Raw genomic sequence first — 19147 nt, 5'->3', positions numbered from 1 at the left:
AATCAGCGGGCTGCAGCGTTGCCAGGTGGCACCGGAAGAAGCTGCTATGGGGTATCGCTTGGTAGGCGATGCAGTGTCCGCAGACTGCGAACCGTTTGCAGGACCATCGAAGCACGGGCAGGAGAGGCCAAGGCCAGCCAATCCGGCATAACGTCGCCCGGATTATCCGTGGGTTGTTGGAATTTTTCAGCGATATACCGGTTATCAGGTGCGATGCACCTTGCTGAGCTTTTGGCGTTTCATATCAGTGAATGAGGTCGCAGCACTTTGTCGTTGCACCGACGCGTGGGCTTCAATTGCGAAGCAGGAGATTTTCGGAGAGCACAGACAGAGCAACCGTGAGGTAGTGACGATGAAATCTTCGGTATCGATCTCTTTGGCAGAACGGCGGGGTCAGACGTTAGGTCGAGTATGTCGCGGATACGTTCGCCAGGAGCGGAAGGTGAATGGCTGGTTGGTGGGGCAGGGGGTATCGGCCGGTGGCGCTACGGTGCTGCTCTGGGGCGTCAAGTTAGTGGTGCTCGGCGTGCTTTTGTACGGTGCATTCTGGTTGGCGATGTTGCTTTTGTTTGCTGTTACGGCCGTGTGGACCGCTCGGAATGTAGACTGGGAAGAAGAGCAGCCGCAATGGCGAAACGGAGTGTTTGGTTTCGGCTTGTATCATCCGGATGGCTCCCGCATTGATCCATATGATCCTGACGATGAGCAGTAGGGGACGTCTACTTAGTTCCCTTTACCAGTGTGCCAGCCCCCTTGCCTCCTGCCGCCTGAGCATCTTTGGTTCCGCTCATTAGATTCTGCGCTATACCTCCTGCACGCACGCCTGCCCAACCTAATGCGGTCACCCATAGGGTGGGGAGTACGAGGAACATCGTCGCCATCACGAAGCTGATCAGCAGATCGCCGAAGGCGTTGTTCAGCCCAATCATCGGATCGAAGTTCGTGTGCGGGCGATTCCATCCCCAGCCTGTTCCATAGAGCGCGTCCAGGATCGTCGAGTCGATCCAGCGAGCGAGCTGGAACCAGAAGTCGACGAAGAACAGCGCGAATTGCACCACGCTGACGGTGATCACTGTCTTGAGGTCGTAGGTACCGATCACCAGCACGAGTGGAATGCAGATCACCAGCGCCATCTTGAGTAACGCCAGAACCATCGGCAGTGCCTGGCGCATGGCATCCATAGCGGGGAAAAAGGCCACCGAGCCTACTGCCAGACCCGCATCACTGGTGGCACGCGCGGCTACGTTCGGCGCAGTCATGCTGACTTGGCCACCGTAGTCGCTGTAGACAGCTCCTTGGTTGAGCTTCTGCTGCTGGGGCGAGGCGATGGCCCGGATTACCGAGTCGTTGACCTGATCCTGGGAGAGGAAGCCTGCCCAGTTGGCGATCCTGGTCAGCAGATTGGGGTCGACCTGGCTGAGCAGCCGCGCACGTAGGCCGTCGCTATCCGACCACCACTGCTGGCAGGTGGGATAGCCAGCACCGCTGGGGACCTCGGCGAGCCCTGCGTCGCGATTGCTGTCATAGGCCCAACCCTCGCGGGGCGTACTGGAGTGGTAGGCGTCGTAGTAGCCGCCGTGGTCGAGGAAGAAGTGCGAGCCAATCCAGGTCACGTCGTACATCTGCTCCTCAGTCATCTCGGGACGATTCATGAAGAGCTTGGCGCGTGCGGGCCCGTAACAGTCGTGTGTGAAATCGCTGACCTCCTGGGCCAGCAGCGGATCGTCGATACGGGTGGCATCGATATCCATGCGGATCTGGCGCAAATCCGTGCCGCAGGGGATGGCCGCCACCGAGGCGCCGGTGATCGCGCGGGAGAGGGCATGCATGAAGAACCACCACACTGGCACCTTCGCCGACTGGTTGTTGAGCGTGCTGAAGGACTGCGACCAACCGGTTTCGGCAGGTTGAGGGGCATTCACCTGGCACTGGGTGGAGCGGGATTGATCGAACTGCAGCGTGTTGAAGTCCACGTCGATGAACGGGATTCCGGCGAACATGATGATGACGATCGCCACGAAAACGCGGTTCTCGATGCGGCTGGCCGACAGCGCGCCTTTGTTGCCCTCGTCGGCGCCCTCGGCACGGGCGCGGAGCCACTCCTGGAGGATGATCGCCAGGAATGGCAGGGCGAAAGCGCCACTGGCCGTCAGCACTGACCAGATGCCGTTATGGATGATCCAGCTCACCAGCGTCAGGTAATACTCCAGGTAGTCGGTGGTGTAGAGCGTCATCGTCAGCTCCAGGTCAGCCGTGCTGAACGAGTGACGACACTTCCAGCACGGCGAGTGCGGCGACCGCGGCAAACTCGGCACACAGCAGCTGCAGCCGGGTAGCGGGATCTGGTTCACGTGCCAGCACGCGTTTGCGCATCCACAGCCAGCCCCGAGCGGTGGTGGCATAGAGCAGTATTCGCCAGGCCAGGAAGTCGCTGCTGTGTGTCGTCAGCCATGCTTGCCAGGTCAGGGCGCTACCCGCCAGGCGAAGGCCTATCGCATTGATCACGGCAATGACTGCAAGCAGCAGGATGCCCCCGGCAAGGAGCGCGCCTTTGCGCCGTAGCCATCGAGGGCATTGCAAGGTGCGACTCACGGAGTGGCTCCGCCGTTCGAAGGTTGCTGCAGCTTGTCCAGGCGGTCGCGTGTCGGGTCGCCTTGGTAGATACCGCGAGAGCCAGCGGCGCGCGTGCTGTGCCGTTGGATGATGGTGGTCGGTGAGTTGGCTGCCAGTTCACGGCGTAGTTCCAACTCGGTTTTCAGGCTGAGGATCTCCCGGTCGAGGACATCGCTCTCGTTCGAAACCGCTTTCTGTGCCAGGTCGTTCGCGGCGACGTTCGGCTCCTTACGGCCGGTCAGCAAGGTGCGCTGCAGCAGGAGGGCCTTCTCCAGCACGCTGGCCAGCGCAACCTCGGAGGCCAGGCGCCGGGCGAGCAGGTCCTGGTCGGGTTCGTCCCTGAGCGCCTCGATGACGCCGCGGGTGATGGGCAGGGAACTGCTGCCGGCGGCCCGCAGGTTCTCGATGCTCATGGTGCGGCTGCCGGCAACCAGCTGCTGCAGCGCCTGCAGCTTCGCCTCGTACTCTTCTTGGATCAGCGGGGTGAGGCCCACTCCCGGGGTGGCGACGCTCTTGGTGCAGGCTTCGCAGGTCCGTTGTTCCTGTTCGCCCAGCACCCGTACCGCCCAGTTGGCAGCGGCGTCTGGAGAGCTCCAGGTCTGGCAGGCGAGATTGCCGTCGCATTGGCGTGTGTCGATCGAGCTGCCGTCGGTGGCATCGCGGCCGTTGACCAGGTTGTAGCCGGCGCGCGTAACGTCGCTGACGATGCGTATCGGGCGTTGTCCTGAGCCGCCGGCATTGTCGCCGCCGACCCAGGGCACGCCATCGTTACCGTGACGGGTTTCGGCCTGCTCGACGGCGGAGACGGCGTCATGGCTGGCGACCGCCTGCTTCAACGCCATGCCTTCGGCTAGCTGGTCCCATCCGAGCTGGCCGCCGGCTGTGCTGGCCATCTTGTCGGCCATGCTGCGGCAGGTCAGCTTGGAGCGATCGAAGTCGAGCCGGGCTTGCAATACTCCATTGGTGAGCAAGTTGTAGAGCCCCGGATCGGCGCGCTGGATGATCAGTGCCGGCAGCGACGCCACGGCCGAGGTGGCGTTCTGGATGACACTGCTCATGATCGTCTGGAAGCCGTTGGTCAGGCCGTTCAACTGGTTCTGGATGGTCGTGGACAGCGACATGTTTCCGCAGATCAGGTTGTTGTTCCAACCCACTCCGACACCAAGGCCATGCATGCTCGAGGCTGGTGACATCGAAACGGCCTGGCCACCGCCGATGCTGTACAGGACGTCGTCGCCGATGATTGAGCCTTGCTGCTGCGCGCTGTACTCGCTGGCTTGTGCTCCGAACAGTGGACAGGCCATCGCGAAGGCTCCCATGAGCAGCGCCAGACTGCCGAAGCGAATGGGTGAGGGGGAGGGGGAGGGCCGACGCACGCGGGCATTCCTCACTCGAAATCCGCGCTGCCGAGAAGCACTTGGCCGCGTCGCTGGCAGCAGCGGTAGGGACGCCACAACGCCCAGGCGTAGTCTCCTTGCGGCGCCTGCACATGCTGCGCTACGTTGGGGAAAACCGCGCAGGTGGGCGATAGCGACGGAGTCAGCTCCTGCCATTTGCCTGTCGCCTCATCGCTCTCGATGAGCGCGCCAGCGGGCCAGTAGCCGTCTTGAGGAGCGGCGAGCAGAGTCTGGTAGACATGGATCTGTCCGCGGCGAGTGACGATGTCGCCAGCGCGTTGAGCCACCACGGCAGCGGCTTTGTAGTCATCGGCCTGGTGAAGAAAACCGCCGCGCGGATAGACGTTGCCCCAGAGGTTCAGGGAGGAGCGCCTACCTATCTCGCGTGTGCCCGGCGTGAGGGCCTCAGGGTACGCCAGCTCTGGCACATCGTAGCGCCAGGCGAGCGTATCGAGGGTGCTCAGCAGGTAGGGCATGAAGGCGATCCCTGCACCTCGGCAGGCGTAGCCCGTGGCTGCGGCGAAGCGGCTGAGGGCATAGCCTCCGGGATGGCCGAGCACGTCCGTATTCTTGAATTTCGCCAGGTTGTTTTCGGTGTCGTGATTGGTCGTGCCGTCTCCACCGGCTTGTGCGGTGAAGTTGGGAGGGCTGAGTGGGCGTACTTCCACCCAGGGGTTCGCTCCGGTATCCGAGTAGCTGGACACCACCGCATCGGGCACGTAGTGCCTGACCTTCACCGAGGTGCGTATCGAGCAACCGCCATGGCTGCAGTACAGCCAATAACAGATGCCCACGACACGGTAGGCCAGGCAATCGGGGGACACAACCGAGGCCACGATGGTCGCCGTGTCGAGGGCAAACGATGGCGAGGCAGCCAGCAGGAAGAGGGTGGCGATGCCGGCGCGCAGGCGGCTAGGGCGCGTCATGGTTGCGTCCCTCGGTGCGCCTCGATGAGCGCAACCGCCTTGGCGACGTCCGGCTCGCCATAAACCACGTAATGTCGATCGACGACCACTGCAGGAAGGGTGGTGATGCCTAGGCTCCAGGCTTCCAGTACTCCCTGGTAGGCGGTTGCTATGCGTTGCTGAAGCTCTTCTCCGCCGCTGGCCAGGCGCTGTTGGATGAGCGCTGTGCTGCGATTGATATCACTGGGCAAGCGGGCTGCTAGTTCGGCCTCTATTCGCGTCGGCAGGTCCAGCTGGATGATGCGGGTATTGGTGAATCCCTGAACAGGATGCAGGCTGTCGGTGACGACGAGGATCTCATCGGCTCGCGCCTGCGAAGCAATCAGTATCCCGCACCGCGCTATGGAGAGCAGGAACTGCTGCGAGGAGCATGGGCGAGCGAACAGCGATGGCATGTCGAACTACCGCGGGATGGGTCATGGCGATAGTTGACTTGAGGAGGGAGAGGTCGGCGATACACAAACGGGAATCTCACTGCCCCCATTCTGAGAATGCACATGCTGTCGCTGGAAACAAAAAATTTCCGGCGTCAAGTCCTTCGTGCAAATCACGCAGGGCTTGAAACCATATATGGGACAATAGGTCAGCTCTTTTCTGGCCACTTTGGCGAGATATGGCCTCGTGGGCTAGGAGCGGCATAGGAGCATCGGGAGAGAAAGCCGCATCGCACTGTATCGCGCTGGATTGCTGAGGAACGGCCGGGCTGTCGCATCATCATAGCCCAAGCGTCTCTTGGCGATCTAGAATGAAGAACGCGCAGCCTTGAGCTGCGCGTTCAATGGAGGCCACTGGACAGCGATCGAGGCCATCATGTCGGCTTGGACGGCACACTCCGCGTTGCGGAGCCCTTCCTGAACCCCCGATCTCCGGCGATGAAGGCTTCGAGCATATGCGGGATCAGAAAATCAGGTGTAAGGTGACATTCTTGAAAGTCGATTGAGAGCTTTTTCCGTGACGGGTCGTACCTCTATCCTCGCGGCAGTGGGTGCCGCCCTACTGTTCGGTGCCAGCACACCATTTGCCAAGCAACTGACAGGCGACGTGTCGCCGGTGCTGCTGGCCGGGCTGATGTACCTGGGCAGCGGTATCGGCCTGTGGACGGCTCGTATAGTCAGAAATCGCGGTTTCGCGGCATCGGGCTTGGCCGAGAAGGAGTGGCCCTGGCTGCTGGGCGCAATCGCCAGCGGCGGCGTGCTTGGCCCCTTACTCTTGATGATGGGGCTGACCCACACCTCGGCCGCCGATGCATCGCTGCTCCTCAACCTCGAAGCGGTATTGACTGCGTTACTCGCGTGGGTGGTTTTCCGCGAAAACGCTGACCGCCGCATCGTGCTCGGCATGATGTTCATCGTGGCGGGCGGCCTGCTGCTGGCATGGTGGCAACAGAGTGGTGCCGGGCAAAGCAGCGCACTGGGCAGCTTTGCCGTGGCAGGGGCTTGCCTGTGCTGGGCGGTGGACAATAATCTGACGCGCAAGGTATCGGCATCTGATGCCATGTTCATCGCCGGCACCAAGGGGCTAGTGGCAGGTATCACCAACCTCGTGCTGGCATTGACTCTAGGCGCCGCGCTGCCTGCCTGGCCACGCATGGTCGAAGCCATGAGCGTCGGACTGGCCGGCTATGGCATCAGTTTGGTCTTGTTCGTTGTCGCGCTGCGTGGTCTCGGCTCCGCTCGCACGGGCGCGTATTTCTCGACCGCGCCTTTCATCGGCGCAGTCATTGCCATCGTCGGTTTCCACGAGCCAACTTCGCTGATGTTTTGGCTGGCGGCCATGCTGATGGGCGCTGGCGTCTGGCTGCACTTGACGGAGCGGCACGAGCATACGCATATGCACGAACCGCTTGAGCACACGCACCGCCATGCCCATGACGAACACCACCAGCATCAGCACGATTTCCCCTGGGACGGATCGGAGCCACATGCTCATCCGCATCGGCATGCGCCTGTCACCCATCGTCATGCGCATTTCCCTGACGTGCATCACCAGCACAGCCACTAGCTGCGTGGCATGACGCCATGCCGGTGCGGCTGCTGTGGCCGTAGGCTGTTGAAGCCGGGCGCGGCGGGCCACCGTCGCGCCCGGACTTTTGAACCACCGTCCGAAGGCGGGATGGCATCGCGGCTGGCGATGCGGAAGCAGCAAAGCGCCCCGGTCGAAGCCGGGGCGCTTGCTATCGGCGTCGCAGGCGTCCTCCAGTTCGGCGTCGATCTTTTCGAGACGGTTTTCCAGCGAGGCGATGCGGCGGGCCTCGCGCGTGGCCGGCTTGCTGCTGTGGCGCGGGGCGTTCTGGAACGCCTGCTGTTCAGGAGCCATATAGGAGCGGTGCGAGGGGAAACCGGGTCAGTTTTCAGAAAGCACCGGCATATGATGGATGCGCCTAAGTTATTGATAAGCCTTCTGTATCGGGCTGTGGTGCAGTCCGGCGAACTACCGGGCTGGAGTCATCGTCAAACAAAAAAGCCGTCCAGGAGAGGGGACTCCAGACGGCTTTGCCCCACAGGCATGGCCTCTGGGACAACGGCATGATAGACAGCCAATCTACGAAAGAGAAGCCTCGCTCCAGGGACGCGGTGCGGGGGCTGTCACAGGTTTCAGGCCTGACTAGGCTGTGGTGGTAAGAAGCGACAAACCACTGGGACAGGAGCGCTATGGACGGGTTAGTCCAGGCTCAGGTTCTCGGCGATCTGGGCGATTCGCTTCAGTGGCTGCGGGCTATTGATGATTGAAAACATCAAGTCGCGCTGGCTGCGAGGCAGGGCTTGTGCACAGCGCTTGGCCGTGGCTCTCACCGCCTTATCGGTACCATGGATCTTTGCGGCGAGCAGCAAGGCGATCATTGTGTCAGTCAAGGTCACAGCGGTGTCTCTTATACCATGCAGGGCATCAACGAGCCGGTAGTGTACCGCGCAATTTGTGGACGGTAGATAACGTAGGCCCGGAACTTCCGGGCAGCTTTCCGAACGTGCGCCTCAATAGACATCACGCAGGTAACGCTTCTGTTCGCTCAGCGAGCGTCCAATGGGGTTCGACAGGCTCGAATGGTGCCATGCGATCGCTGTGCAGGCGATCATCCCGGTGTTATCAGCTACCACGAAGGTAGAACCCATGCTTCCGAGGCCTCACCAAACTTCTCCCATGCGATGAAAATGTCATTGCCGTCCAGCATCGGTTACCGTCGGGGCTCCGCTTGAAGGTGTAGAAGCAGATCAGCAGTGATGTCCATAGCCAGGCCGAGCAGAGCCTGCTTGCCGGTATTGGTGGCCTCGGATTCGCCCATGCCCGAGGGGGTGACGGCGTATATGTGGGGACGGGCCAAGGCAGAGTTTTCAGTGAGGAGAGATGGCACTCGTCTGGGCTAGTGAAGGGTGCATCCTGGGGCGCGCTTACCATTCTGCGCACTGTTTTGGCTCGCCTGTCGTACCGGGGCGCGCCAGGTGCGGAGGGCAGTTGGAAGAACGTGACCGGCTGTCCGGTCTATGTATTCTGGGGGAGGAAGGACTCGGAGGAGGGGGCCCAGAAGTCTGGCATGGAGTCTGCTAAAGACTCCGCTAGAGCAGCCTCGTGTCCACCGGCGAGGTAGACCACCCGGACGATCAATGCAGATCGACGATCCGGGGTACCAGGTGCATCGGGCAGCGTGGCCCGACGGCCCTCCCAGAATGAACAGGCAAAGGCGCCTGGAGTCGCGAGACTCCAGGCGCCTTTTTTTGTTTTCCGCTGCAAAACCGTTGAGCTTACCGGGGGCTTCCATGAACTCCAACGCCGTGACTTTCAAGGTCGCGCAAGTCCTGATCGTGATCGGTGATGACATGGTCGGCCACCACTGTGTCGAGCAATTGGGCGAGCGCGGAGGGTCGGATCGCTACCACATTCATGTGCTCAGCGAAGAGCCGCTATGTGCTTACGACCGGATGGTCGGTGCGCTTGCAGGATGACACGGTGGAAATCGGCCTGATGGCCTGAGTGAAGCTGCACGAGCGGGTCGGTTGCCTGGGCCGCACTCGCGAACAAATAACGGGCGACAGGGGCTTGCAGTTGGCCCTGGCGAGTTGACTGCCGCTGGCGCCGGCGAGGGGAGCATGTATCCGCCGGCATCGATTGGATTCTTTGGGGAAGAACAATGAACAAGGCATATCTGGGTCTGCCGCTCGCATTGGGCATCCTGGCTCAACAGGCCAGCGCCGGCGGGTTCATCGAAGACAGCAAGGCCAGCCTCGGCCTGCGCAACTTCTACATCAACACCGACAACCGCAACGGCCCCGCCTCGCCCAGCAAGCAGGAAGAATGGGGTCAGGGCTTCATGCTCAACTACGCCTCCGGCTTCACCGAAGGCACCATCGGCTTCGGCGTCGACGCCCTGGGCCTGCTCGGCCTGCGCCTGGACGGCGGCGGCCGGTCCGGCAAGAGCGGCATCGACCGCCAGCCCGGCACCATCTTCCCGCTGGAGAGCGACGGCAGCGCGGTGGACGAATTCAGCAGCCTGGGCCTGATCGCCAAGGCCAAGGTGTCGAAGACCGAGTTCCGCTACGGCACCCTGCAGCCCAAGCTGCCGGTGGTGGTCTACAACGACGCGCGCCTGCTGCCGATGACCTACGAGGGCGGCCAGGTCACCTCCAACGAGTTCAAGGACCTGACCCTGATCGGCGGCCAGCTGACCCACACCAAGGGCCGCAACTCCACCGACTGGCGCAGCATGTCCATCGCCGGCGCCAACGGCAGCAGCGCCAGCTCCCGCGACAGCAACAAGTTCTACTTCGCCGGCGGCGACTACAAGGCCACCAAGGACCTGACGCTGCAGTACTACTACGGCCAGCTGACCGACTTCTACCAGCAGCACTTCCTCGGCCTGACGCACAACTGGGCGGTCGGCCCGGGCACCCTGAAGACCGACCTGCGGGTGTTCATCAGCGATTCCGACGGCAAGAACGGCAGCACCTCCGGGCGAGCCGACGGCTACGTCAGCAGCGGCTACTACGGCAGCGGCGTGACCAAGGGCGAGGTGGACAACAACGTCTACAGCGGCCTGCTCACCTACAGCCTCGCCGGCCACAGCATCGGCGCCGGCTACCAGGTGCTCACCGGCGACAGCGACTTCCCCTACCTGAACCGCGGCGACGGCGAAGGCACCAGCACCTACCTGCACACCGACGCCCAGCTGCTGAAGTTCAACCACGCCGGCGAGCGCACCTGGATCGGCCGCTACGCCTACGACTTCGCCAAGCTCGGCGTGCCCGGCCTGACCTTCAGCGTGCTCTACCTCAACGCCGACGACATCCGGACCGGCCGCGGCGACCAAGGCGAGTGGGAACGCGACATCGCCGTGGGCTACGTGGTCCCGGAAGGCACCTTCAAGGGCCTGGGCCTGGCCTGGAAGAACGCCACCATGCGCAGCGGCCTGCCGGTCAGCGGCTCGGGCACGGCGACGCAGCGGGATCAGGATGAGAACCGGTTGATCGTCAGTTACACGTTGCCGCTGCTCTAAGGTCGGCTCGTATCGGAAAACCTGCTGGGGTCGGAAAACCGACCCTGACATGATCGGGAGAACTACCGTGTTCAAAGACACCATCGCGAAACTATCTGACAGCGCTGTCGGCAAGGCGACCTTTCTCGAGCGTAACCCGTTGGGCTATCTCATCGCCTCGGTCATGGCTGGAGCCTATATCGGCCTGGGTATCCTGCTGATCTTCAGCCTGGGATCCTTGCTCGATCCGACGGTGCGCCCGCTGGCCATGGGCGCCGCCTTCGGCCTGGCATTGATCCTGGTGGTGTTCGCCGGCGCCGAGCTGTACACCAGCCTGACCATGACCATGATGCTCGGCCGCCTGACCGGTGCCGTCAGCAACCGCCAGATGGCCCGTGTGTGGGCACTGAGCTGGGTCGGTAACCTGCTCGGCGCCCTGGCGCTGTCGGCTATCTTCGTCGAGGGTGGTGGAGGCGTGATCACCCATGCAGCGAGCGAGTTCATCTACAAGGCAGCAGAGACCAAGATGCACGCCGGCGCAGCGGAACTGGTGGCCCGCGCAATGCTGTGCAACTGGCTAGTGTGCCTGGCGATCTGGATGGCCAGCCGCATCGCCAGCGAAACCGCGCGGATGATCGCCATCGCCTGGTGCCTGTTCGCTTTCATCGCCTCCGGCTACGAGCACTCCATCGCTAACATGACGGTCTTCGGTGTGGCCCTGCTGTCTCCGCATCCGGAAGGGCTGAACTGGGTGGGCGCGGCCTGGAACTTGGGCTGGGTGACGCTGGGCAACACCCTGGCCGGAGCACTTTTCATGGGGGTCCTGCCCTGGTTGGCCAGCCGTGATTGGGGTCTGCCCGAGGCTGCAGCGCTCTCGGCCCTGCGGGAGGAGCAGTAGATCTCAACTACTCTGCCGCCGCTGTGAAGGATTGGATTCGATCAGCCTGCGACGATACGAGCTTCGGAGGTGGCCGGCGTTGCCTGCCACTCCATCTCTCAACGTACGAAACTGCCTACTGCTCCAAAGGTGAATGAACAGCCTTGATCGACATCCTCCCAGAGGAGCCCACCTACATCGCACGCTATCTGGAACAGTCTACATTTGCCGTTTGTTCATTTTGAGTGCAAAATTAGTGCATGATCAGGTGCGCTAGGTAAACGACCATGAACACCGTGCTACAAGAGCCCTTTGTCGAGCGGTTCCGCGAGCCCAACACGCCCTACCTGTCTCCGTCCAAGGTGGGTGACTTCTTTGGATTTCGGGTCCAGGAGTTGGCCGAGCGTGCGCACGTGCATCGCAATACTCCGACAGCTCGGCCCCAGGCGCCGCAGTTGCAGAAGTACCTGCAGGACATGGTGCGAGTGCTGGCGGTGGCCACCGAGATGACCGGTGACGTCCATCGGGCGGTCTTTCTGCTGCGCAATGAACCGCTGCGTGCGTTTGGCTACAAGACCGCGGATACCCTGATCCAGGAAGGTCGCGCCGATGCGGTCATCGCCTACCTGGAATCCTTCGCCGGCGGTGCGGCCGGATGATCTCGAAGATGCTCGGCGCCAACGGTGACGAGGCCTTTTACCGAGTCATCGTGCCGGCTTATGCCGGCACGCCCTTGTCCGGGATGGGGGCGGCGCGCCAGGGAGGGCGGTTCAACCGTCCGGACCAGGAGGCGTTGTACCTGGCACTGGATGAGTCGACGGCGTTGGCCGAATACAAGCAGGACAACCCGTGGCTACGTCCCGGCACGATCTGCACGTTCTTCGTCAACGGCCTGCGCGTCGCTGACATGAGCGCCGGTTTCGATCCGGATCACTGGCCTCCGCTCTGGGCCGACTACACGGTGGACTGGCGAGCGGAGTGGTTCGACAAGTCGGTCGAGCCGCCCACTTGGTACATGGCTGACGACGTGGTCGCTGCTGGGCTGGACGGCATTCTGTTCCCTTCGCAGGCAAGGCCGGGTGGAACCAACCTGGTGATCTACCGCAGCTCGTCCCGGCCTGCGGCGCAACTGCGTGTCTATGATCCGGACGGAGCCCTGCAGCGCTTGACTCCTCAGTGAGGCAATACGTGCTTAGTGCCCGAGTCCCGCCATACCGGCACAAGATGTAATGCCCCTGTCCCGGTCGATGGCTTCTGCAATACGGAGTGCAGCATCCAGCTCGCTGATGCCGTATTGCTGCATGAGCTGGTAGCGCTCGGCTTTTTCCTCCGGCTCGGTCTGTGCCAGGGCGAGGTAGAGGCTGGGTGGGACGGCTCGAAACAGCAGTTCCATGCTGCGCGACAGAATCACGCCCTCCGAGAACTTGCCGGACTCTTTGCGTGCGGAGAGCATCAACGTCTTCTGGGCTGGCGTGAGTTCGCGGAACTTCGCAATTTTCTCTACTTCGTCCGGTGGCATGCTGAGGCAGAGCCACCATTCCATCATGTTCAGCATCGGCTCGGCGGCCTTGGGCAGGTCATCCAGGTTCTGTGTGGCTAGCCAGAACCATGCACCCAATTTCCTCCACATTTTGGTCACTTTCACCACGTAGGGCGCGAGCAGCGGATTCTTGGTGATGATGTGCCCTTCGTCGGTGACGTTGATCATCGGATGGCCGAGGAACTGGTCGCGCTCGGCGATGTTGTTCACCGTGCTGATCAGCGAGATGTAAGCGATCGAAAGCTGGGCGTTGTAGCCCTCGCGGGCATAGGTGGCCAGATCCACGATAGTGATGTCGGCCTCCGGCCACGGCGAGCCTGGGCGGTCGAACATGTCACCGTCCGCTCCTTGGCAGAACATGTCCATTGCGTCTGCCATTTCCAATAGCCGTGCGCGCCGAATCTCCGGCAGCGTGCTGTCGTGGCTGCGCTCGCGTAGCGCGTCCCGGACGTCGCGCGTGAGCGTCGTGCGTTGCTCGGCGACGCAGCATTGCGCCGCATCGAGAATGCACTGGCGGATCAGGCTGCGGTCGGCGCGCGTCATGCGCGCTTCCTCGCGCTCTTCACCGCCGGTGATCATCAGTCGCGCAGTGATCTCCAACTCGCCGAGCACGTCGCGCTGCTCATCGCCCTCGTCGGTCGAGCTGTTGTCGTCATCAAACGCGTCGGCATCGAGCGTCTGAACCTGGCTTGGCGTATCAACTAGGCGCCAGGCATCGGCGAATGGTGCGAGGCTCACACCTGCGCCAGGCGCGAGCTTCACTCGATGTACCGTCAGTCCCAGTCGGGCGGCGAAATCGCCGAACAGGCCGAACGAGTTGCCTGCTTCGACGATGAATAGCCGCGGGCGGTAGACCGCCATGACCTGGTTGAGCAGGTTGTTGAGGGTGGCGCTCTTGCCTGAGCCTGTTGGGCCAACCAGGAACAGATGGGCGTTCATTTGCCGGTCGGCCCTGTTCAGCGGATCAAAGGTCAGCGTGCTGCCACCACGGTTGAACAGGGTGATGCCTGGATGTCCTGTACCCTGGCTGCGCCCCCATAAAGGGGCCAAGTTGGCCGCGTGTTGGGCAAACATCAGCTGGGTGTACCACTGCCGCTTGTCCTTGCCCGGATCGTAGACGCAAGGGAGCCAGCGTAGATACGTGTTGAGCGGGGCTACCTCATCTTCTTCCCGCACAGGCTGCAGGCCAGCACCGAGCAGCACATTGCCGAGCTGTAGTCCACGGGCCTCCAACTCGGCCTGATCACGCCCACGTAGGTAGAAGGTGAGGGCGCCTCGAAAGAGCTTGTGCGCGCTGCCGATCAGTCCACGAGCCTGCTGCACGTCGCGCCGGGTCTGCTCGGACGCCAGGGTGTCACCGACCGCCTTGCGGGCCAGGTGGTTGAGGTGCGCCTCGAGGACATCCTGCGGAGTGATGACCAGCGTCAGGCACAAGATCGTGTCCTCCGGCATCTGGTCCATCAGCGCATTGATGGCATCGCCCTTGTGCGTCTCGCCGGTGAGGTGTCCGGTGGACGGTGCCATACGGAGGCGGTCGATGGTTATGGCGCGGTGTGGCCATCCATCGAAGTGCCAGGTGCCTTGGGATACATCGGATCGTGGCTGGCCGAAGAACAAGCGCTGAGCGAAATCGGTGCCGCTGGCCAACTCGATCTCGCCGGCTTCCTGCTCCTGCGGGTAGCGGGTCAGTGCGTAGAAGCGTTCCTGATCGGCGGGTGCGGTGCCGAGCAAGATCGGGTACGGGTTGAACCAGCGCAGCAGCCAGGCATGGATGTCCGGAGCGTCGATTCGCTGGCAGCGCACACCAGCATTGGCCAGGCCTCCGGTAAGGCGATCGCAGATCAGGTTGAGGGCCTGTTCGGGTGTTTGTCCTCGGCGAGCGGCGGCTTGGCCAACGTGACGATAGACGACCAGGCGGGTACGGCGGATCTGGCCACGCCAGGGCAGGCGGGTAATGGTCTTGTCTTCGAACAGCCCGCCGGGCTTGGCGATAGCGCCCAGATGGTGGCGGAAGAACCGTAGGTAGAACTCGGTAAATGCCGAGCCTTGGGCTCGGGGCTGGATGTAGTCGCGCAGCGTGCCAAGGTAGGGCTCCCAGTCTGCCTCGTCCTGGGCGTAGAGCTGGACTACCCACGGGTTGTCATCCAGTTCGTCGAACGCGTCCTGTAGCACGTTCTCCAGCGTGTCGCGCACCTGCAACAGCCAACTCGGCTCACGGCCTTCGGTGCCGATCGGCTGCAGCTCGAAGAACGCCGCCACGGAGTGCCCGTCGTCCAGCAGCATGCAGCGAGACTCTGGCAGATACTCCACCCAGGGCAGCAGATCGGCGAATGACGGTGCGGAGTCGTAGAGCGCCTGCTCGTCGCCCAGGGTGGCGGGCCTATGCTGCCGAAGTGCTGTACCGGGCTCGGGAATGCCCTTTGCCTGTAACGCAGCGACATGGCGTGCCCAGGTATCGGTTGCCTCAGTACCCTCTGTCTGACGGCAAGGCCGCTTGCGCAGTGGCCAGGGCATCAGTAGTCCTCGGTCCGCTCACCGGGCATGGCGTACTGCACTCGCTGGTACAGAGGGAACACGGAGGTGTAGCCAGGCACCGGGATGGGATCGCTGCCGGCAAGATGCGGGTACACGTACATCACCAGGTCGGGATTGGGCAGGCGGTGGAATTGTCGATAGATTTCATTGGCCGCGGTGCGGGTATAGCGGGCCTGTTCCGCCATTGCCGCCTGCCGGTCGGGCGCCTGCAGAGGGCGGCGCAGCGACTGGCGCGCATCGAGCAACTGCCGGGCTGCCTGGCCGCCGACGGCGCTGCCGCCTGTACCGGCATTCCAGACATCGAGCATGGTGGCGTCGTCGTGTGGCAGCAGTTCTTCCTTGCTGGTCGTACAGCCTGCAAGGATGAGCGTGATGGCCAGCAGCGCCGGTCTGTCAATCCAGGTCCTGCGCATGGGGCGTTCCTCCAAGGCGATGGTCGACCCGTCGGCCGGCCGGTGCGTAGTCGATAGTCAGGGGCTCCTCGAGGTGTACGGCGACCTTGGCGCCGGGCTTGACGTACACGGCGGCGAAGGCCTGTCCATACAATTTGTTGACCCACTGCGACATGTCCTGCACGCCGCCCGCGAGGATGCGGCCCATGGCCTCGTTGGCACCGATGCCGACGGTGCCGATGGCGCCGTTGCTATTCACGTAGGAGAGCTGCCCGCTGCTGGTGTCGAGCAGGGAGGCGACGCCGGCTCCCGCAGCAGTGATCAGGGCTTGGCTGCTGAGGTACTGCTGGGCGTTGCTGCGCCGCTCGCCGCTGACGCAGGGAATGCCGTAGGGATCGCTGATCCAGCCCAATCCGTTCTGTGTGGAGCTGTTGTTCCCGGCGCGTTGCGAGGTGGTATTGCGCCCGTGGTCTTCCGGAAGGGTGCGGATGGTGCCGTCCTGGAACACGAAGGTGACCGAGCGCACCTGGCCGCGGACGCAGGAGAGCGTCCAATCGCCGGAGGCGGTGCCGCTGATCACGGCGCCGGCGACGTCGGGAAGATCGATGCCGTTGGCGGTGAGGTTGTCCGGACCGATCAAGATTTTGAAGGGGTAGGGGTCGTTGACCGTGCCGTCCACCGGGACTCGGCCGATCAGCGCCGTCATGGCGATCGAACCGATCAGCGTGGCATTGGTGGGAAGGGTGTAGACCGCCTGCGTTGCCGGTACGCCAGCGGCCTGACGCCCCGCGTCGAGCGCGGTGCCGGCTGCCGTCTCGAGTGTCTTCTGCGCCGGGCCGAAACTGGTGGGGAAGGCGGAGCCCAGGGCGTTCTTTCCGGTGCGATGCTTGTCGTCACGGGTGTCATCTGGCTCTACCCAGCGCAGGGCCTCCTCGCCATCCTCGGGCTCCAATCCCAGCCCGACCGGTAGGTCCGCGGGCTTGCCTTTGCCACCGCCGATGCCGTCGAGGCGTTGTTGTAGCTCCTGCAGCAGGCCCTGAGTTCGCTGGCGTTCGTTCGCAACCTGGTCCCGGTCCTCGCGCAGTTGGTTGCGTCCGCTTTCGAGGGCGCTCTGGATGCGCCGATCGATGCTGCTCTCCCGTTGGCGCAGGCGCGTATTCTCTTCGTGTTGAGTCTTGTTGTCGGCCAGCGCGGTCTGCAGTTCGGTGCGCAGTTGGCGAACCTGCGCAACCAGGGTGGCCACCGTGTCGCGCGGCGTGTCGCCCTCGATGCCGAGTGCCTTGGCTTCCTCTGGTGTGAGGCGGCTGCTGGCGTCCGATGGGGGTGGTGCAGCACCGCGGCCTGAGAAGAGTTTGACGCCGACGAATACCAGCAGCAGGAGCATCGGGATCATCAGCCACTTGAGCAGGCCATTACTGCGCATCGTGGCCTCCGTCTTGCGTCGCCGGTTGGTTGAGCGAGGCATCGATGGGCGAGAGACTCGGCAGCAACGCTCGCTCCAGGCCGTGTCCGCGGGTCACGAGGTAGACGACGGTGGTGTCCTCGGGCGTGCCAACGGGTCCCAGGGTGGGGTGCTGGAAAGTTGCTGCCAGAAAATCCCCCTGGAGCGATCGCGGGTCCAGGTCGAACCAACGTAGGCTGGTATTGCGCAGCCGCACGGCGGTGATCCAGAGATTGTCCAGGCGCCAGGCGGCTAACACCTGGGCTTGCACCGGCAAGGTTGGCAGAAGGGTACCCAGTGGCATCCCCGCTGGCAGGTTGGCGCGAGTAATGCCGGGCACGGGCTCGACGGTGCGCAGCGGCGCATAGAGGTTCTGCGCGGCATAGCGGGTCAGCACCACTGGGAGTGGTGTTTCGTGCTTGGGTAGAGGCGTTGTTGAGTCACCGGTTTTGGTAGGCTCCTTGGCCGCCGCGGCGACGCCGTACCGGGGGTTGGAGGTTGGCTCTTCGACGATGCGCACCGGTTCCAGTGGCTGCTGCTTGTCCTGTGCGGGCTCAGCCGCAATGTCGAGCAGGATGACTGCACCGGTATCGGCGTCCTGGAGTTGCAGGCGTATGGGCTTGATCGGTTCGTTTGCCAACAGGTAGACGGCGCCGGCAGCGCTTTGTACGCGCAGGCGGTTGCCCAGCGAGGCGGGGACACCGACGCGGACGTTACGGTCGATGAAGACGATGCGCTCCTGGCCGACTACCAGTGGGACGGCCAGGGGCAGGCGTTCCCAGCGCAGAATCTCGGTGGCATTGGCGGAGTTGAAGGTGGCCAGCGCGAGCACGGCGATAGTTAGCGGGATACGACTCATGGGACGTCTTCCGGTGGCGGGGGAGCGGTATGTGCGGAGTCGATCGGAGCGGCGATACGCTGTGGTGCTCCTTCGTAGCAGTCGATGACCAAGCCGAACGGATTGCGTTGTGGATCCACGTCGAGCCGCAGGACCTTCAGCGGGTAGCGCACCAGGGCGCGCTTGACCTGTTCCGAGGCGTAGTACTCGTCAGCGGTGACATCCAGGGTGACGACCCACGCCTGGTTGGAAATCGTGCGCACGCGCAGGGTCGGGTTGTCGCTATAGCCGCGACCGGGAATCTCGTAGATGCCTCGCACACGGCGGCGCAGTTCGCCGGCGTTGCGGCGATACTCGTAGTCCTGTTGCAGGAAGGCTTTGCAGGCAGGGGTGAAGTAGCTCGACAGGGCGTACAGGTTGCGGGGGTAGTCGTCATCGCCGTTGGTAGGCCAGCGCTGCAGCTGTTGCCAGACATAGAAGGCGAAGGCGTACACGCTTTCCGGTGGTACTTCCCACCAGGGGCGGGTACTGCCCGAGCGCAGGTCCGGTGGTACATGAACCGTCAGGTTGCGTGGCGCACTCCACCAGCCGATGCCCATGACCAGGGCCAGCGCGGTGAGTGCGCCAGCGCCGGTACGCAGGGTGCGAATGTGTGCCTGCAGATGCAGGATCTCGTTCTTGAATCGGCTCATGGCGCGCGGCTCCTGCGCGTCGTCCAATGGCCGGAGCGGGTCACCAGTGTGTGTCCGCCGACGAAGGCTGCAGCATGGGGCAGGTGCGTCGCGGTCCACCATTGCAACTGCCGATACAGCCAGGTCTCAGGACGGCCGCGTTTGATGCGACGGAGCGCGCCACCACCGGCGAAGATCCCACCCGTGATGGCCAGCAGCATCGCAGAGGGCACCACTGCGAGGGTCGAGCAGGCGATAGCCAGTGGAATCCCGCAGAGCAGGCCGATTGCGCCTGAGGAGCCAGCGCACACCCACAGTTCGTTAGCGGTGAGACCGCGTACCACGACCGGGTGGCGGTTGAGCCGATGGGGCAGGAAGGCCACTGTGCCGTCCGCGCGGATATCGTCGCTCATG

The 19147-nt window shown here is 63.1% G+C and carries 20 protein-coding genes; 7 read left to right on the top strand and 13 right to left on the bottom strand.

The genetic code is table 11. The features are described from left to right. Positions 1-352: 352 nt before the first annotated feature. Positions 353-712 (top strand): DUF3742 family protein, encoded by a 360-nt coding sequence (locus tag QSJ95_RS16455; RefSeq protein WP_285643799.1) that lies wholly within the window; start codon positions 353-355, stop codon positions 710-712. Between the two features lie 7 nt (positions 713-719). Here QSJ95_RS16455 and QSJ95_RS16450 read toward each other — a convergent pair whose 3' ends face one another. The 6 genes from QSJ95_RS16450 to QSJ95_RS16425 all read right to left on the bottom strand — a co-directional run bounded on the left by QSJ95_RS16450 (position 720) and on the right by QSJ95_RS16425 (position 5912). Then, positions 720-2234: a conjugal transfer protein TraG N-terminal domain-containing protein gene (locus QSJ95_RS16450; RefSeq protein WP_285643798.1), complete on the bottom strand. Its 1515-nt coding sequence runs from the start codon at positions 2232-2234 to the stop codon at positions 720-722. A gap of 13 nt (positions 2235-2247) precedes the next feature. Then, positions 2248-2592 carry a hypothetical protein gene (locus QSJ95_RS16445; RefSeq protein ID WP_285643797.1) on the bottom strand — a complete coding sequence of 115 codons (345 nt, stop codon included), beginning with the start codon at positions 2590-2592 and terminating at the stop codon, positions 2248-2250. Beyond that, on the bottom strand, positions 2589-3932 hold the full coding sequence (locus QSJ95_RS16440) for an integrating conjugative element protein (protein ID WP_488428324.1): 1344 nt from the start codon (positions 3930-3932) through the stop codon (positions 2589-2591). Before QSJ95_RS16440 ends, QSJ95_RS16445 begins: the two co-directional genes overlap by 4 nt. Positions 3933-4000: 68 nt before the next feature. Beyond that, positions 4001-4936, bottom strand: coding sequence for a TIGR03756 family integrating conjugative element protein (locus tag QSJ95_RS16435; RefSeq protein WP_285643795.1), 936 nt, complete (start codon positions 4934-4936; stop codon positions 4001-4003). Further along, complete coding sequence (locus QSJ95_RS16430) at positions 4933-5370, bottom strand: TIGR03757 family integrating conjugative element protein (RefSeq protein ID WP_285643794.1); 438 nt, start codon at positions 5368-5370, stop codon at positions 4933-4935. Before QSJ95_RS16430 ends, QSJ95_RS16435 begins: the two co-directional genes overlap by 4 nt. A gap of 413 nt (positions 5371-5783) precedes the next feature. Then, positions 5784-5912 carry a DUF2274 domain-containing protein gene (locus tag QSJ95_RS16425; RefSeq protein WP_502945277.1) on the bottom strand — a complete coding sequence of 43 codons (129 nt, stop codon included), beginning with the start codon at positions 5910-5912 and terminating at the stop codon, positions 5784-5786. Positions 5913-5926: 14 nt separating this feature from the next. Between QSJ95_RS16425 and QSJ95_RS16420 the strand changes: the two genes are divergently transcribed. Next, positions 5927-6976, top strand: coding sequence for a DMT family transporter (locus QSJ95_RS16420; protein WP_285643793.1), 1050 nt, complete (start codon positions 5927-5929; stop codon positions 6974-6976). A gap of 659 nt (positions 6977-7635) precedes the next feature. On the opposite strand, the gene QSJ95_RS16415 is transcribed toward QSJ95_RS16420, so the two are convergent. Continuing rightward, entirely contained in the window at positions 7636-7833 is a 198-nt protein-coding gene (locus QSJ95_RS16415; RefSeq protein WP_285643792.1) for a DUF7740 domain-containing protein, read from the bottom strand. 894 nt (positions 7834-8727) lie between these two features. Between QSJ95_RS16415 and QSJ95_RS16410 the strand changes: the two genes are divergently transcribed. From QSJ95_RS16410 to QSJ95_RS16390, 5 genes are all read left to right on the top strand, one after another. Next, positions 8728-8913, top strand: a complete 186-nt coding sequence (locus QSJ95_RS16410; RefSeq protein WP_285643791.1) for a hypothetical protein — start codon at positions 8728-8730, stop codon at positions 8911-8913. 185 nt (positions 8914-9098) lie between these two features. After that, the gene (locus tag QSJ95_RS16405; protein WP_285643790.1) at positions 9099-10460 is read left to right on the top strand and encodes an OprD family porin; all 1362 of its coding nucleotides are present in this window, start codon (positions 9099-9101) and stop codon (positions 10458-10460) included. A 67-nt stretch (positions 10461-10527) separates the two neighbouring features. Then, positions 10528-11337 carry a formate/nitrite transporter family protein gene (locus QSJ95_RS16400; RefSeq protein WP_285643789.1) on the top strand — a complete coding sequence of 270 codons (810 nt, stop codon included), beginning with the start codon at positions 10528-10530 and terminating at the stop codon, positions 11335-11337. Between the two features lie 266 nt (positions 11338-11603). After that, positions 11604-11975: an antitoxin Xre/MbcA/ParS toxin-binding domain-containing protein gene (locus QSJ95_RS16395; RefSeq protein WP_275629483.1), complete on the top strand. Its 372-nt coding sequence runs from the start codon at positions 11604-11606 to the stop codon at positions 11973-11975. Then, the gene (locus QSJ95_RS16390) at positions 11972-12496 is read left to right on the top strand and encodes an RES family NAD+ phosphorylase (RefSeq protein ID WP_285643785.1); all 525 of its coding nucleotides are present in this window, start codon (positions 11972-11974) and stop codon (positions 12494-12496) included. Before QSJ95_RS16395 ends, QSJ95_RS16390 begins: the two co-directional genes overlap by 4 nt. 12 nt (positions 12497-12508) lie before the next feature. Here the strand turns inward: QSJ95_RS16390 and QSJ95_RS16385 are convergent, their stop codons facing one another. The 6 genes from QSJ95_RS16385 to QSJ95_RS16360 are packed head-to-tail and all read right to left on the bottom strand — an operon-like array spanning position 12509 to position 19146. Further along, on the bottom strand, positions 12509-15370 hold the full coding sequence (locus tag QSJ95_RS16385; protein ID WP_285643783.1) for a conjugative transfer ATPase: 2862 nt from the start codon (positions 15368-15370) through the stop codon (positions 12509-12511). Further along, positions 15370-15804: a TIGR03751 family conjugal transfer lipoprotein gene (locus QSJ95_RS16380; RefSeq protein ID WP_285643782.1), complete on the bottom strand. Its 435-nt coding sequence runs from the start codon at positions 15802-15804 to the stop codon at positions 15370-15372. The genes QSJ95_RS16385 and QSJ95_RS16380 overlap by 1 nt, the downstream gene beginning before the upstream one ends. Next, positions 15785-17206, bottom strand: a complete 1422-nt coding sequence (locus QSJ95_RS16375; protein WP_285643780.1) for a TIGR03752 family integrating conjugative element protein — start codon at positions 17204-17206, stop codon at positions 15785-15787. Before QSJ95_RS16375 ends, QSJ95_RS16380 begins: the two co-directional genes overlap by 20 nt. After that, on the bottom strand, positions 17196-18083 hold the full coding sequence (locus QSJ95_RS16370) for a TIGR03749 family integrating conjugative element protein (RefSeq protein ID WP_285643776.1): 888 nt from the start codon (positions 18081-18083) through the stop codon (positions 17196-17198). Before QSJ95_RS16370 ends, QSJ95_RS16375 begins: the two co-directional genes overlap by 11 nt. After that, complete coding sequence (locus tag QSJ95_RS16365) at positions 18080-18754, bottom strand: PFL_4703 family integrating conjugative element protein (protein WP_285643774.1); 675 nt, start codon at positions 18752-18754, stop codon at positions 18080-18082. The genes QSJ95_RS16370 and QSJ95_RS16365 overlap by 4 nt, the downstream gene beginning before the upstream one ends. Next, positions 18751-19146, bottom strand: coding sequence for a TIGR03750 family conjugal transfer protein (locus QSJ95_RS16360; RefSeq protein ID WP_061561446.1), 396 nt, complete (start codon positions 19144-19146; stop codon positions 18751-18753). Before QSJ95_RS16360 ends, QSJ95_RS16365 begins: the two co-directional genes overlap by 4 nt. Position 19147 lies beyond the last annotated feature (1 nt).

The sequence above is a fragment of the Pseudomonas sp. NBRC 100443 genome, from assembly GCF_030268185.1.
Taxonomy (GTDB): domain Bacteria; phylum Pseudomonadota; class Gammaproteobacteria; order Pseudomonadales; family Pseudomonadaceae; genus Pseudomonas; species Pseudomonas citronellolis.
Note: the sequence above shows the minus strand (reverse complement) of the source record. Positions and strands in the feature narration are given on the sequence as shown.